Source organism: Cupriavidus sp. GW823-FHT06D04 (assembly GCF_058795055.1).
The window spans coordinates 89,425-103,763 of sequence record NZ_JBXAHL010000030.1 but is presented as its reverse complement, the minus strand read 5'-3'; the positions used below and the strand labels follow the sequence as shown (position 1 = coordinate 103,763).

Genomic DNA, 14,339 nt, shown 5'->3' with positions numbered 1-14,339 from the left:
GCACGTAGGAAGTTTGATCGTCGGTCGACTAGCCCCAACCTCCCAAAGGGACTTGACAAACCACTGCTCATAGAAGGGAGGGGAACCTGCTCGGCCTTCTTCGTCGAATTGCGCCGGATGTCCGGCGCACTTGCTCACGGAGCCACTGTGCGTCGTTACGGCGAAGTTGAGACCAAATTGCCGGATGTCGCTTTCTAAGCTCCTGGGACGACGCGCAAGGGTTAGCTTCCAACAACAGCAACCATTGCGTTTTGGCTGCCGCGGTGCGCGCCCTGGTTGCACGCGCCCTCGCACTCTCCGTCCCCTCGGTGGCAGCAAGAATTCTGTACGCAGTGCTGAGAGATACCTCAAAGCGGCGAGCAACCTCTCTGGGATTCTGTCCCCCTCTAAGGGCAGTCTCGAGTTCCCCGAACTTTTTGTTATCTATTTGCCTATGGCGCGCCGATTCGTGCCCGGCTCGCCTCGCCATGTAGGCCAGAACAGAGGCGTTCACACCTGACAGCCGTGAAACCGCTCCAAATGAGCCATGCAATTCGTACAGCGCCGCTAGATTCTCGACCTTCGGCAACTCCCGTACCTCTCGTTTCAGCCGTGGTTTCACGCGTATCGTGCATTCGCAATTTTCAGCGAACCAGGCGAATAGCATGCACCATACAGGGTGGATGGCGCGGTCTCTCCTGAGAATCGAGCGTATCGCTGCCTCGATGTATGTCGCTGTCTGGGTCAGTGCTTTGAGCCGGGCGTCGGCGAAAGCGTCATCAAAGAATCGCTGAAATTCGACCAGCAAGTCGGCGAGATGCAAACGACCACGTTCGGTAGCCCATCCAGAAGCGCGAAGCTTCTCTATCAGGAGGTCCTTGTGATACCCGGACTTCAGTGGAGGAGCCTCGAGGCAGTCCGAAACTCGAGCAGCGAACTCAATAGCGACCTGCAGTTGGTACGGTGTCAGCTTCCCCCTGCATAAAGTGTCAAATATCCGCTCCTCCTTCGGCATCACTCGAAGTTCACAGAGGTGCCGTGGGCAGGCGCAAACAAAAGGCGCCATCGTGTTGCGGTGGACGAATGGGAATCCGAGCTCTCGGATTTGCTCATCGCGGCATTCTGGGCACTCCATGCGAACGCCTTCAGTTTCAGTAAACAAGATTGGCAGCCGGCACAGACGAACTGGTCCTGGGATAGTTTCCAATAGACGCTCACGCTGTGACTCGTGCTTGCCAAGTGGGAGTCCACAGCAATAGAGCGATGACCCCGTATGGTCCTGAATCAATGCGTCGAGGTCGCCATAGAGGTAGCCAACAATCCGGTGAAACTGCCGCATGCCGCTCGGCATTAAGTCGAGCCCAGGCTTGCGGGCAAGCAAGCGGCGACAGGTGAGCGCAACTGAAGGAATGCAATTGAATTGACTTGCCCTTCTAAGGTATGAATTGACAACCTCGCCATCTGGGAAAGGGGAAGCGAGAAACACTTGAGAACTCAATTCACTCATGAATCACCTCGCAAACTCGTGGAGCCATTGCTTGTACCCGGAGCGGCGAAAGAGGGCCGCGGGTAGATGGTCCATATAGTTGAAGAAGTCTGTCTTATCGGAGACGGAGGTGTCAGAAATTCTGTGTGCTGAGGTCGGTTAAATAAATCTCAGCGTAGGGCGTTGGTGAAGCGGTCACCGAAGAGAATGGCGAACTGGTTGGCCGCTTGTTTCCAGGTGATGGGCGGCATCTTCCAATCTTTCTCGATGTTGCGCAAGGCCAGGTAAAGCAGCTTGCTGGCCGCCTCGTCGCTGGGGAAGTGACCTCGGTTCTTGACGATCTTGCGCAACTGCATGTGCATGCTTTCGATGGCGTTGGTCGTGTAGATGATCCTGCGTACTTCGGGCGGGTAGACGAAGAACGGGATGACCTGTTCCCATTGGCGGCGCCACATGTCGGCCACCGTCGGGAATTTCCGGCCCCAATCGCTGGCGGCGAACGCCTGCAGCGCGCCGGCGGCGGCGTCGGCCGTGGCAGCCTGGTAAATCGGCTTGAGCGCGGCCGCCAGGCCCTTGCGGTCCTTCCAGCTCGCCAGGTTCAGCGAGTTGCGGATCAGGTGGACGATACAGGTCTGGATTTGCGCGCCGGGGTAGACGGCCTCGATCGCTTCGGGGAAGCCACGCAGGCCGTCGACGACGGCGACCAGGATGTCGTCCAGGCCGCGGTTCTTCAACTCGTTGAAGACCTTGAGCCAGAACTTGGCGCCCTCGGTTTGCTCGATCCACAGGCCGAGCACCTCCTTGCGCCCGTCGGCGCGGATACCCAAGGCCAGGTAGACGGCCTTGTTCCTGACGGTGCCTTCGTCGCGGATCTTCAGGCGCAGCGCGTCGAAGTAGACGATGGGGTACATCGCCTCCAGCGGACGCTGCTGCCATTGTTCGACCTCGGCCAGCACTTCGTCGGTGATGGTGGAAATCAGGTCAGGCGAGACCTGCAGCCCATACAGTTCCTGCAAATGGCCCTGAATCTCACGCACGCTCATCCCGCGCGCATACATGCTGATTACGTGGTCGTCGAAGCCGGACAGCCGGCGTTGGTACTTGGCGACCAGTTGCGGCTCGAAGGTGGCTTGCCGGTCGCGCGGAATGTCCAGTTCCAGCTCGCCGTTGGGCGTGATGACGGTCTTTGCACTGCTGCCGTTGCGGTGATTGCCGCTCTTGCCTTGCTTGGCCTCGCTGGCCAGATGGTGCGTCAGTTCGGCGGCAAGCATACGCTCGGCCAACTGCTTCTTGAGCAGGCCGGCCAAGCCTGATTCACCGAGAATCGACTCGGCGTCCTTGTTCTGTACCTGAGCCAGTAGTTGATCGATCAACTCATCCGGAAACAGCTTCGGCGCGCTCGATTTCTTGCTCTTCTTGGTCATGCTTGTTGTTTCGGTCATAAGGGCGTTTCTTTCGATATCGTCTCATGACCTCAACACACAAGAAATCTGACAGGCTCGGCGACGTCGCCATTGATTGCGCACTCAGTTGCGACAAGTCTTGCCCCCGCGTGCACTCGCAGTCGCACTTCGAACACTTTGCGTATGACATCCTCTGTCAGCTTTCCTGGCCCAAGTAGATGTGGCTTCTTTACGAGTTCAACGTGCAACGCCTCGAAGCCTTGCACCAGCCATCCAGGCCGCCCAATAGTTAGGCGATGGGTCCACTGTGGCAATTCATCTGGCATTTTGATTTCGTTTGAGAACAACCCCAAAGACCAGAGCCACTCATTCATCTGGTGCCAAATCCCCTTTCTTTCGGCGTGGGGCGCAGACGCGGCTGCCCTGCTGCTCGGTTGAGGCAACGGGTCAAAGTTCAAGGACGGGCCACAAAGGAGATTTGAGCTTGTGCTTCCGGCCATTCCAGCTACGTGCATGAAGGGACTGGAGCCCGAGAGCACAACTGGAATACCCGAGTACTGCTGCAGTTTCTGCAGGAAACCAAGAACCTCAAGAGGCTTACCGGTCATCGTTGACTCAGCGCACGCTCCATCGACAACAACAAGTGCGACGTTCATCAAGATGCATAGCGAGATTGCGGCATTAATTCCTTCAGGTCCACGTAGTTCCGAGAACACGCCGACTGGCGTGTCTGCTCTGCCAACTTCGGACACGACTTTGTCCCTGAGGTCTCGTAGGAGACCATTCGGCGTTCCGCACGAGGGATATGAGAGATTGAGGCAAGGTATGACCCACATCATGGCGGGCCCAGGCGATTCCAGTTCGACCTGAAACGGAGATTTGAGAATCGTGCGAATGCGTTGAAGAAGGGCTGTACGTCCCATTTGGGATGGGCCGCAGAGGCTAATACCCACACCAGTAAGCGAACTTAGGTTCGCGGGAAGCGGGCGCAGGTGCCCCCCACGCAGCGCGTCGCGGGTGCCATAGAAGAACTCCCGGTATCTCTCGTCAGCGAAATTCTTGGAAGACAGAGCGTTCCGCACCTTTGCCAAGAGCATCTCGGTGAAGGTCAGGCTCTCATCTATTGGTAGGTATGCGTTTGGTAGCTTCGAAAGGGCATCGAGCTTCCGACCGGTATCTGCGGTCCATAATTCTTGGTCGCTCGGCACCCCCCTGTTCTGGAGCAGCGACTTCACCTCGCTGGTGTCCCGAAACTGCATGAGCTCAGCGAGTCGCTCCTCACCTTTTCTGCAAGCAGAAATCAGCGGCGCGCTGAGTCGGGAGGCATTTGACAAACGCCGGACGTCATTGCCAGTGCTGGGGGCAAATGCGTTTGCACTGCTCATGCTCCACCTCGTACGACCAGCACTGCTGTTGCAGCGCGAGTGAGGCCGGACTCCACTGACTTCCCATCAGTGAAACCCCTTGGCGCGAGAGCTCGTCGCGCGCAACGCTGAGAGATGCGTGCCGATTGACCGGCAGGAACTGCCTGTGCATACACGCGGTAGCGAGGAAATTGATTCCGCATATGGTCGAGGTTCATCCTCCCGCGGCTCAAAAACCGAGCGGGCAGGGGTTGACAACGCCCCATAGCCTTGGCACCATACGCGCGCGTAGAAGCGTTTGATGCTCCTCTATGAGGACGCTCAAATGGAACGGGGACAAGGTTGCCGCCTTGTTCCCGTTTTTGTTTTGGAGAATTTGCTTGGTCAGTTGGCCGTGTCGGGTCTCCTTCGGTCGATTCCGCGGCGCATTTGCGGCGCTTGCGAAAATAGCATTTCGTGATATAGTGCAACCTCGGAGCTAGTTGCGAGCTCATAAATAGGGCCCACTCATCACCGGGCGGCGGGGATGGTACCCGATTGCAATTGAAGTGTGCAAGAGGGCCCGATACAGTTCAGCCTGCTTACCAGGCGGCGCCCTTCGCGGCACAGCCTTTCTCCGCTACCTAGTAGCCTTGTCTAGCAACTCAATTAACGCCTCGCATAGTCTCTCTGACGCGAGGCCGCGCCTCCCATCCAATATCAAACTTCGGTCGGTAAGCCTGGCGACAATTTGGCTACAATCGTAGTCGAGCAAGACCGGACTAACCGGACGCCTTCTCTCCATGTCAGCGTGAAGCCATTCCCGGCGCGATGACACGGGTCTCAGACCTTGTCGCAAGACCTTGTTCCCGGGAAGAGTCGCTCCCACGACGTTCCGTTGGACTGTAAGTGGGAGTTGACTTACGGTGGCCCTGTAGCCAAGGTAGTAGACCCACCAGCTGTGCAGAACCACGCGGGTAGTTGGGCAGGCACGCAGCACGCGTTCCAGGAACGGATTATTCTCGAATGTGGCATGGCCGGACACGCGTAAGTGCGGCTTCTGACCACGGTTGAGAGAGATTTCGGAGGGATGCAAAACGCCGTCGACTCCGAGGTAAAGGGTCGCTATTCCCATAACGACACCTCTTAAAGAGCTATACGAGCCGTAGTAAGCAAGCGGAAGCGTTCATGCCCATCCGGGCTTAGAATTCCGTAATGCTCGCTCCGTCGTCGACGTAGATAAGTCCGGCTTCTTCCTTTTGAGTGGAGTTCTGCTTATATGAAGTCGACCTTCAAGACAGCTCACCGCCTACGCGGTGAGCGGTGTTTTACCTTATGTGAGAAGGTTGTACCGTGAGCCATGTCGATACTCCGTGGACCCGCCTTGCGTCACGAACAGCACGAGGATTGCTTGCTCGCAAAGGGGTCAGCTATGACGAACTTGCGAAGGCCCTCTGTGCCATGGGAATCCCGGAATCGTTAAGAGCTGCTGAAAGTCGAATCCAGCGCGGCACCTACCGATTCGCGTTCTTCCTTCAAGTTTTGCGAGCTGTCGACTCCGAGTACCCAGATATATGGGATACATGGCTGGAGACTGAAGAGTCTTGGGAAAGCGCTGCAAAGCATATCTTCCTCCATGAACTCACTACACACGCGCTCGACGCCGGAAAGCTTGAGCTTCGCCTAGCGAAGTTGGGTGTCTTGCTAGGGCCCGCCTCTCTCACTACGCAGATTTCATCTGGCGACTTCCCATTCACGCTGGTCCTCCAGTTGTCACTGGTCGCACCTGTTGTCGGATTGGACCGTTTCGTCGACCAAAGAGACATCGAACGCGCCAGCCTATCCGACACGTAGTGGGGATTCGACTGCGCCTTTGTGGCTCAGCTTCTACCCGCTCAATGTGGTACGTAAAACCACGCACTCGAAGTCTATGCCGCCTTAAGCGAAAGGCAAGAGTAATTACACTTCATGCACGGGGACAAGGCAACATCACTCCGCTCAAGGCGCTATCGCGTGGGAAGGTCGCACAGGTCGCACAAGCCGCTGCCGCTTTTGCGGAACGATAGGAGCCGCAGCAGGCTCCGACAGAAGCCTTTACTGGTCATGCTCAAGGTATCGCGAGTACTCGCCTGTGACGTCAACGGTCTCCACCAATCTTGGGTCAAATGCTGCGTACATGGCTGCAACCTCAACGGCAACGCGTCGTGGCCCCGGCCTTCCTATTAAGGAGAAGCTGAGGCCACGAGCTGTAGTTCCGGTGAGTTTCGCCGGATTGAAGCGAACGATAGCAGGCGTAGCCCAATACCTACCGTCGCCTGGAAGTTTGCCGACAAAGTGCCGCTCGCCAAGATATGTTTCTACGACACGCCATTCTTCCAGCGTTCGCTCCCCCGTCTGCACTACCCATCCCCGAGCAATTGCCGACATAGTGGCCACCGATTACGCTACTTATCAGATTCCGTGGGTGCCACATACTCACTGCTGACGTCCTTCGTCTCGGTAACGTCATTGTGCCTAGCCCATAAGCTCCACACGAGTATCGCGTCCGCATCGAGACCTGGTCCGCGTGACAAGACATATCGTCGTCCGCTACGAGTGATGCCCGCTCTTGACGCGGCATCAAAGGAAGCGATTGCAGAACTCACACGCCCAGAATCGTTTTCCACACAATAGCCAACGAAATGACGCTCGCCTCGCTCAGTCTCGAAGACTCTCCAACGGCGAAGCGTTATATCAGGCTGCTCTTCAACCGGTGCAACTGACCAAATTGGCATAGGTGCCTCCTTGCCGCATGGCACGGCACTTGATGTCTGCCCTGGAGCTATCGCGTCAGCCTCGCTCTAGTTGGCAACTAGCAGGCAGCTCTGTCCCCGCCCCCCCAAGTGAGCGCTGAGGGGGGGGCCGAGAACGTGAAGCCGCCGAAGCAGGTTCACACCAGCTTGTTATCGACGGCGTGAGCGAACGCATTGAGCAACAAAATGCTTCGTGCGCTAGCGGGTATGCAAACAGGATTGGAAGAGACGCTGCCGAGGTGTAGTTCTGCTTCTTGTGGTGGCAGCAAGGCACGGGGAGACCCGCAAATGCAGTGTAGGCCGTTCGCAGAAGGATGCAAGCAACTGCTTCCCGGATAGTTGCGTCGGCTATCGGGCACCGTCGCGAGGATAGTGAGCCCGAAAGGCATGAGGACGAAGACGTCAGTCGCGCCCCTACTTTAGGAGGGGGCGTCCGGACTGGAGTCAGGTAGGCAACGCCCCCATCCCACAGCTTAAGCAAACATTTACAATGTATGGGCATCTCAGAATCCAGAATCGAAGATTGACGCCGGCCCAGGCGGCCCGGCCGGAACTGTCCGAAGTAGGTCTATTGGATGGCAAATGAACGATAAGAAGCTGACTGATAGCCAGTTGCTAGGCACCCAAGGAACGGGCCTGATAGAACTGAGAGTATCCCGAATGGGACTCGTGTGGAGACCCACCGCGCAACATGACGCAGGAATAGATGGCGAAATCGAGATTCGAGATGCGTCCAACGGCCGAATGACCGGCATGCTCATCAAGGTGCAAAGTAAGGCGGTCTCGGCATTCCAAAATGAAACGGACGATGGCTTCGATTATTGGCCAGATGCCCGCGATATTGCGTACTGGCTTGCCCATAGCGTGCCGGTCATCCTTGTAGTTTCAAGGCCTGCTACCAGTGAGGCTTACTGGCAAGTCATCAAGGCGCCCTCAGAGGGCGGAGAAAAGCGACTCCGATTCGTCAAGAGCCGAGACTCGCTGGAAGAAAGTAGCAGAGGCCGGCTTGTTGAACTAGCGCAGGCAGCCTCGCCCCGCGGCGTTGCACCTGCCCTCACGAAGCACGAGACACTTGTCAGCAACTTATTGCCCGTTATCAAGCTCCCCGAACGCCTCTACCTGGCTGAAACGCGCTACCGAACACCCAAGGAAATTGGGCAGGCGCTACGCGAGACCAACCTGCGGCTCGAATTCGTTCTGAAGAACGAGCGAATCCTCACGGTCCGGGACTTGACGGACCCGCAGTATCAAGAGGTGTGTGACCGAGGTACGGTCGAAGATTTTGGCGTCAACGAATGGGCATCGTCGAAGGACCCCGACCGACAACGCGATTTCGTGAACCTCATGAATAGCTGTTTGCGAGAGAAGCTTCGCTCAATGCCCGAGGCGCTTCGATTTGACAAGGCAACCCGATGCTTCTTCTTCCCTCCCTCCGACGACAAGAAGCCGTATGACTACGCATATCGAGGGGAAAAGAAGGCCACAGCCAGAGAGGTATTTAAGGAGCGCATCAACAAGCAAAAGAAGCATCTGATGGGCTTCCGACATTCAGCAATGAAGGCGCAGTTCTATCGCTTCGACGACGACTGGTACCTTGAAGTTACTCCGACCTACTTCTTCACTAAGAATGGCTTCGAGCAGAGCAGGTGGCACGAGGACTGGCTGAAGGGCATCAAGGAATTGGAGAAGAACGGTGCGATACGTGGCCAGCTTATGATGTGGGCCGACATTTTACGTAACCCTCCGGGCCTTTTTGACGAGGGTTATTCATTTCTTGCTTTCGGGCCGCCTTTGGCATTCAGCACCGACCGCGGTATTGACGATGGCGCGTGGACCTCATCAGACGCCATCGAGAAGCAGCAAGGCAACAGTTCATCTCCTCCGTTATTCGAGCTTGCGTGATGAAACTAGACTTCCTTGAAGAGCCGGAATTGGAGTTTGGCGGGCACCACAGGCATGTGGACATGCGCCAAGGGATTGCACTCTTTGGCCCACTGGATAGCATTGAGGGCCAACCACGTCGTATTCGTCTTGGCATAGTCGGGACGCAGCAAACGGTGGATGGAATCCTGCAGTGGCTCGAGCGCAGCAAGGTGGGCATTAAGGCCAAGGCGAGTCGCCAGCCACACCTTTTCCCGGACTTCCCCGGCTTCGGCGCTGATTCACCGTTCCGTGCTGAATTTGAAGTTGACCCAAGCTTGGTTAGAACGCTGTCGACAAGAGAGCTGGCCCGTATAACCTCGCAGTCCCAGATAATGGCTATTGCCGAGGGAGAGTCGCTGCTCTACAACGAAGTCCAGGCGGTAAGCGAGTCGGGACGACCTGACGTGGTCATCGTCGGAGTGCCGCCTGAGCTAGTTGCCTTGGAGGAAGATGACGCTAGCGAAGTAACCGCCGAATTCAACCCCGAGCAAGACGCCCTAGATTATGGGAGCACCCTTGACCTTCGCCATATGTTGAAAGCGAAGGTCATGCGAATGAACCAGCCCATACAGCTTGTGCTACCTCAAACGTATGACGATACGGCGAAGGGCAAATCAAGCAAAAAGGGAGAGAAGCGCGTACTCCAGGATGAGGCAACCAGGGCTTGGAACTTTCATACCGCGCTGTACTACAAAGCAAACTATCGACCATGGCGCATCGTCCGCGACCCATCAGAGCTTCACGCCTGCTTTGTTGGCATCAGCTTCTATCGGTCTGTCGACCAAGCCAACCTGGTAACCAGTATGGCCCAGGTCTACGATGAGCGCGGTGAGGGTGTAATCGTGCGCGGAAAGGCAGTTGAGCTAGCTAAGGACGATAGGCAGCCACATCTCTCCCGCAATGACGCGCATCTACTACTCACAACTGCATTGAAGGAGTATAGGCGCGAGCACAAGCACCCTCCGGCGAGGGTCGTTGTCCATAAGAGCTCTAGGTATAGCGTTGACGAACTCGATGGCTTCAACGCGGCCGTGGATGACCAAGGGCTTGAAACAGCAGATTTCTTGGTCGTGACCAAGTCATTCACGCGGCTCTTTCGTGATGGGAACTATCCGCCGCTGAGAGGAACGTTACTGAGTCTCGACCAAGCGAACCATTTGCTATACACGAGAGGCAGCGTTCCATACTACGCGACGTATCCTGGCATGTATGTCCCTCGGCCATTGAAATTTCAGATTGCGCAGGCGGATACCAGCCCACGTCGGCTCGCGGAAGAAATACTTGCGCTAACGAAACTCAACTGGAATAACACCCAATTCGATGGCGGTGAGCCCATCACAATGCGAGTTGCTCATCAGGTCGGAAAGGTGCTCAAGTACGTGCCTGAAGGTGGCATTGTGCAACCTCGCTACAGCTTCTACATGTAGTTGGGCTGGGATGCTAGTACTCAGTAAGATTTCATCGAGGGCCGACCGATAACTTGCATCAATTCGTCAGTGAATACACCGATAGCGCTGAGGAGGTAGACAATTTCATGGGGTACCGCACACGCATTGACCCTGCGATGGGGCTTCCAGGTCAGGCCGGCGGGTTGGCAACGCTGCAAAGCGACCGAGGTGATGAGACTCAGGCGTTGTTTCGGTATCAGTGGTCTGCGGGGGTAGTACTTCTTGCAGGAGCGCTTGCCGCCAACAACGACTTCGTCGCCATTTGGTGCGAGCATCATGACGACCTGCTCGGAGAACTCGCCAACGGGCGCTTCCATGCGATTCAGGTGAAGACGGAATCTTCGCCTGGTGCTCGCTGGCGTTGTCGAGACCGCGGCTTCTTGGATGCTATGCGAAAGTTCGTTGACCACGAATCTAAGTTCGCACTGCAGATTGAGCAGTACATCTTCTATTCAAACGTCGGACCGTACATCCCCGGACCGACGGCAACTAAAGCAGGGACGCTGTCGACAAGTCCGGTGCGGCTTTGCAATGCTTGCAGAACTGCGGAAGGTCCCGACAGCATCCCCCCGCCCTACAACGACGCGTTTGACGCTCTGGTTAAGGCAATTTGTGCGGCCCCGGAGCTCGTTTTCAACACGTTGCGCAAGCTTGAGTTTCAAAAGGGTCTTCCCTTGGAGGGCTACCGCGAACAGTTAAGTGCAGTAGTCAGCGGCCTCGCCCCATGCCGGCAATTCACTATGGCGTGGATTGACCAGCTGCGCGATGAACTACTGCTAATGGTCGGCGACGCGAGCTCTATGGCCATACCTGCCATCGATTTCTTCTCGTCCATCCTTCGCGCTGATGGGCGACCAGCGAACGTAGTTCGTGGTAAGCGCATCGGCGCGGGGGATGTCGAAGCCAGACTCAAGCAACATCCCGGTGCAGGCTTTCGCTACGCAGATATTGGTGGCTTCTTGCAGGTTGGTGATGTACAGGGACAGAGGGATGTGCTTCGTCGAAAAATGACTGCGGGGTATGTCGGCAACTACTTCCCTGCTTTGTGGCTTCAGGCAATTTCTGCAGAGCAGCGTTTGCTTGAAGAGGCTCTGGTTGACCCCGAAGCAGCCTTGCGAAAGCGAAAGCAACTCCTCAGCGTAATGCTAGTAGAGTGCAAGAACGCTGAAGTCCGCGCCGCCACAGAGGACGATGAGCGCAAACGGGGAGCCCTCATCCTACAGCGCCTTGTGGAGCGGGCCTCCGAAAGAGCGCTTCATGACCGTGCCAGTGTAGAGAACGAGCGCGAGGAAACTCTCATGGGCGTTGCCGGCCTCCTATCGGGCAGTTGCCACTTTGCTTGGGGAGTACCCCTTGAGGAAGACGGCAATGGCTCTTGAACTGGTGCAAGCGCTAGCAGAGACCGAACTCGACGACAATTTGCACATGGCAAGATTGCTCATGCTCATGGCTGCGCACTCCGGCAAGAAGGGGAAGCCGATTGAAGGCGTGACTAAGCTCGCCAAGCTGGACTTCCTCCTTCGGTATCCAAATTGTCTCGAACGAGCATTGCTGGCGCGCGATAGGTCCATCGCTGACGCAAACATCCAAGACTTTGAAAGGACGACTATCGAGTCAAAGATGGTTCGCTTCCGCTATGGGCCGTGGGACCGCAGGTATCGGCGCTGGATTGCGTTACTGGTAAGCAAGGGCTTAGTCCACGCGGGCGTTGACGGACGAACCGTTAAGCTATGGCTTACTGAGCGCGGGGCTGAGGCTGCGGCCAAGTTGAATGATGATGCCGACTTGGAGGACCTCGCTGCCCGTGCGGCACTTGTATCTCGCACCTTCGGTGCCATGTCCGGGTCAGGCTTAAAGAACTTCGTTTACGAGACTTTCCCCGAAATTATGAACATGCGCTGGGGCGCCGCTATCACGATATGAGACTGAGACTGAAGTCCCTGCAGTTGAACTTCCGGCGGTCGGTAGAAACCCTGGAGTTTGGACATATCAACTTCTACTGGGGAAAGATTGGTGCGGGCAAGACCAGCATTGCCAAGCTGATTGACTACTGCTTGGGCGCAAAAATCCAGCTCACGCCGGCACTGCAAACTGAGTTCAACTCGGCAGTGCTCAGTCTCGAGGTGTCGGGGTGTCCGCTCACCATCTATCGAGAACGTGAGTCCAACAGCGTAATTGCTAGTTGGCTTGAAGGCGACCAAAGAATCGAAGTGCTCATGCCTGCCCGAAAGGCTGACGACTTTGTCGTCCCAGGCACGAACATTCAAGTTCTTTCAGACCTCGTCTTCTATCTTGCAAGACTTGACGCGCCCAAAGTCCGCAAGGGACGACGCACGGGCAATGAGCGCTTGGAGCGTTTAAGCCTGCGCGACCTGTTCAGGTTTTGCTATTTGGACCAAGATGACATCGACAGTGACTTCTTTCTGCTTGACGTTGATGGAGACCAAGTCAGACGAGCCAAGAGCATCGATGCAATGCGTTTCATCCTGGGATACCACCAGGACCAGGTCGCCCAAATGGAGGCAGAGCTACAGCAGTTGCACGAGCGCAAACTTGCCGCAAAGGTGGCCGCCGAAGCACTGACCAAGGCCCTGGAAGAGGCCGGTTTCTCGAATCCAGCGGAGATTGACACCCGCATTGAGTCGTTGCGGACCCAGTCAGAGGCCGTCCGCACGGCTGCGCTGAACGCACGGCAGAACCGAGATACAGGCGGGCACGCAGTCGAAGCGTTGCGAGCGAAAGGAAGAGCTCTTGCGGCCGAAGCAAAGAACCTTGAGGACATGACCTCGGCGGTGCAACAAAGGGGCGAAAGTACCGAGCGACACATCAACGAGCTGAAAATGCTCTCCGTGCGATTCAACCGGACGATGTCAGCCCGAGCGCTCCTCGCGGCCGTAGACTTTACGAGCTGCCCGAGATGCACGCAGCAGCTCCCCAACAGAAATCCCGCAGTTTGCCCGGTCTGCGGGCAAGACGAGCGTGAAGAGCCGCACGAGCATCTAAGCAGCGAGGTAGTCGAGGCGGACCTCAAGATGCGACTTGGCGAACTCCAGGAGACCTTGCAGGGCCTACACAAGCAAGAGCTCCTTATCACGAGGCAGCTTGAGCGCATCTTGGCAGACAAGGCACGCGTAGACCAGGAGCTCAATCAACGCATGGCGGACTACGACTCTGCATTTTTGTCTCAAGCACTGCAGTTTGAGCGCGACGAAGCCATTCTCGAACAACAGGTGAGCGCTCTACAGTCCTATCGCAAGTTGCCGGAAAAGCTCGATGAGTTACTGTCTGCCGCTGACAGCCTCCATGGAGAGGAATCCGAGATGCGAGCCAATCTAGCAAGAGCGCGAGAGAAAGCGTTCCAAGATAGACAGAACCTCCGTGACTTGGAAGAGTTCTTCCTGAACTGCTTGGTTCGCTCACGATTCCCTGGTGTGAGCGAAACCGATAAGGTCGTCATCGACCCCAGGACTTTGGTGCCGGAAGTGATGCCAACCGAGGCCGAGGACTTTGCAGTAACGTCCTTCGCGAACATGAGCAGTGGTGGCATGAAAACCATCTTCAAGGCCTGCTACGCAATTGCACTACATCGTCTCGCGGCCAAGACCGGAGCTGCGCTGCCGAGCCTGCTCATCGTCGACTCCGCCATGAAAAATGTGAGCGAGCGAGAGAACCGCGAGTTGTTCCAAGCGTTCTATGGAATGGTCTATGAGTTGGCGGCATCTGAACTAAAGGAGACGCAGTTCATTCTTATAGATAAGGAGTTTTTCCCGGTTCCTGCTGGTCTCGAGCTCGATGTGCGCGAGCGCCATATGGCGCCGGGCAGCCAAACAGAGCGTCCGCTTATTCCTTACTTCAAAGTACCCGTGATACCAGCTGCGGTAGAGCCAGATGGAAAGCAAGATGACGACGAAGATTTGTAAACACCGGCTCGTAACGCTTTGCCTGATGTCCTCTTCATCTGGGGA

10 protein-coding genes are annotated in these 14,339 nt (G+C 56.3%); 7 read left to right on the top strand and 3 right to left on the bottom strand.

Annotated elements, in window-relative coordinates:
• Window positions 1-67: 67 nt before the first annotated feature.
• Both AC1Q7H_RS28935 and AC1Q7H_RS28930 read right to left on the bottom strand, forming a co-directional pair.
• The gene (locus AC1Q7H_RS28935; RefSeq protein WP_492382042.1) at window positions 68-1,486 is read right to left on the bottom strand and encodes a TnsD family Tn7-like transposition protein; all 1,419 of its coding nucleotides are present in this window, start codon (window positions 1,484-1,486) and stop codon (window positions 68-70) included.
• 149 nt (window positions 1,487-1,635) lie between these two features.
• Window positions 1,636-2,889, bottom strand: coding sequence for an IS256 family transposase (locus AC1Q7H_RS28930; RefSeq protein ID WP_492382043.1), 1,254 nt, complete (start codon window positions 2,887-2,889; stop codon window positions 1,636-1,638).
• 1,038 nt (window positions 2,890-3,927) lie between these two features.
• On the opposite strand from AC1Q7H_RS28930, the gene AC1Q7H_RS28925 reads away from it, so the two are divergent.
• On the top strand, window positions 3,928-4,296 hold the full coding sequence (locus AC1Q7H_RS28925; RefSeq protein WP_492382041.1) for a hypothetical protein: 369 nt from the start codon (window positions 3,928-3,930) through the stop codon (window positions 4,294-4,296).
• A 555-nt stretch (window positions 4,297-4,851) separates the two neighbouring features.
• Here the strand turns inward: AC1Q7H_RS28925 and AC1Q7H_RS28920 are convergent.
• A complete protein-coding gene (locus AC1Q7H_RS28920; RefSeq protein WP_492382040.1) occupies window positions 4,852-5,346 on the bottom strand; it encodes an HAD domain-containing protein in 495 nt (164 codons plus the stop codon).
• A 218-nt stretch (window positions 5,347-5,564) separates the two neighbouring features.
• Here AC1Q7H_RS28920 and AC1Q7H_RS28915 point away from each other — a divergent pair, with 218 nt between their 5' ends.
• The 6 genes from AC1Q7H_RS28915 to AC1Q7H_RS28890 all read left to right on the top strand — a co-directional run bounded on the left by AC1Q7H_RS28915 (window position 5,565) and on the right by AC1Q7H_RS28890 (window position 14,294).
• Window positions 5,565-6,065: a DUF6471 domain-containing protein gene (locus AC1Q7H_RS28915; RefSeq protein ID WP_492382039.1), complete on the top strand. Its 501-nt coding sequence runs from the start codon at window positions 5,565-5,567 to the stop codon at window positions 6,063-6,065.
• 1,520 nt (window positions 6,066-7,585) lie between these two features.
• On the top strand, window positions 7,586-8,905 hold the full coding sequence (locus AC1Q7H_RS28910; RefSeq protein WP_492382038.1) for a DUF4365 domain-containing protein: 1,320 nt from the start codon (window positions 7,586-7,588) through the stop codon (window positions 8,903-8,905).
• Window positions 8,905-10,353, top strand: coding sequence for an argonaute/piwi family protein (locus AC1Q7H_RS28905; protein ID WP_492382037.1), 1,449 nt, complete (start codon window positions 8,905-8,907; stop codon window positions 10,351-10,353). Before AC1Q7H_RS28910 ends, AC1Q7H_RS28905 begins: the two co-directional genes overlap by 1 nt.
• Window positions 10,354-10,406: 53 nt before the next feature.
• Window positions 10,407-11,753: a dsDNA nuclease domain-containing protein gene (locus tag AC1Q7H_RS28900; protein WP_492382036.1), complete on the top strand. Its 1,347-nt coding sequence runs from the start codon at window positions 10,407-10,409 to the stop codon at window positions 11,751-11,753.
• Entirely contained in the window at window positions 11,743-12,297 is a 555-nt protein-coding gene (locus tag AC1Q7H_RS28895; RefSeq protein WP_492382035.1) for a hypothetical protein, read from the top strand. Before AC1Q7H_RS28900 ends, AC1Q7H_RS28895 begins: the two co-directional genes overlap by 11 nt.
• On the top strand, window positions 12,294-14,294 hold the full coding sequence (locus AC1Q7H_RS28890; RefSeq protein ID WP_492382034.1) for a hypothetical protein: 2,001 nt from the start codon (window positions 12,294-12,296) through the stop codon (window positions 14,292-14,294). The genes AC1Q7H_RS28895 and AC1Q7H_RS28890 overlap by 4 nt, the downstream gene beginning before the upstream one ends.
• The last annotated feature ends 45 nt before the right edge of the window (window positions 14,295-14,339 follow it).

Bases quoted from the DNA above. Each gene is read 5' to 3' on its own strand.
- AC1Q7H_RS28935 (WP_492382042.1), bottom strand. From the start codon at position 1,486: ATGAGTGAATTGAGTTCTCAAGTGTTTCTCGCTTCCCCTTTCCCAGAT.
- AC1Q7H_RS28930 (WP_492382043.1), bottom strand. From the start codon at position 2,889: ATGACCAAGAAGAGCAAGAAATCGAGCGCGCCGAAGCTGTTTCCGGAT.
- AC1Q7H_RS28920 (WP_492382040.1), bottom strand. From the start codon at position 5,346: ATGGGAATAGCGACCCTTTACCTCGGAGTCGACGGCGTTTTGCATCCC.
- AC1Q7H_RS28910 (WP_492382038.1), top strand. From the start codon at position 7,586: ATGAACGATAAGAAGCTGACTGATAGCCAGTTGCTAGGCACCCAAGGA.
- AC1Q7H_RS28905 (WP_492382037.1), top strand. From the start codon at position 8,905: ATGAAACTAGACTTCCTTGAAGAGCCGGAATTGGAGTTTGGCGGGCAC.
- AC1Q7H_RS28895 (WP_492382035.1), top strand. From the start codon at position 11,743: ATGGCTCTTGAACTGGTGCAAGCGCTAGCAGAGACCGAACTCGACGAC.
- AC1Q7H_RS28890 (WP_492382034.1), top strand. From the start codon at position 12,294: ATGAGACTGAGACTGAAGTCCCTGCAGTTGAACTTCCGGCGGTCGGTA.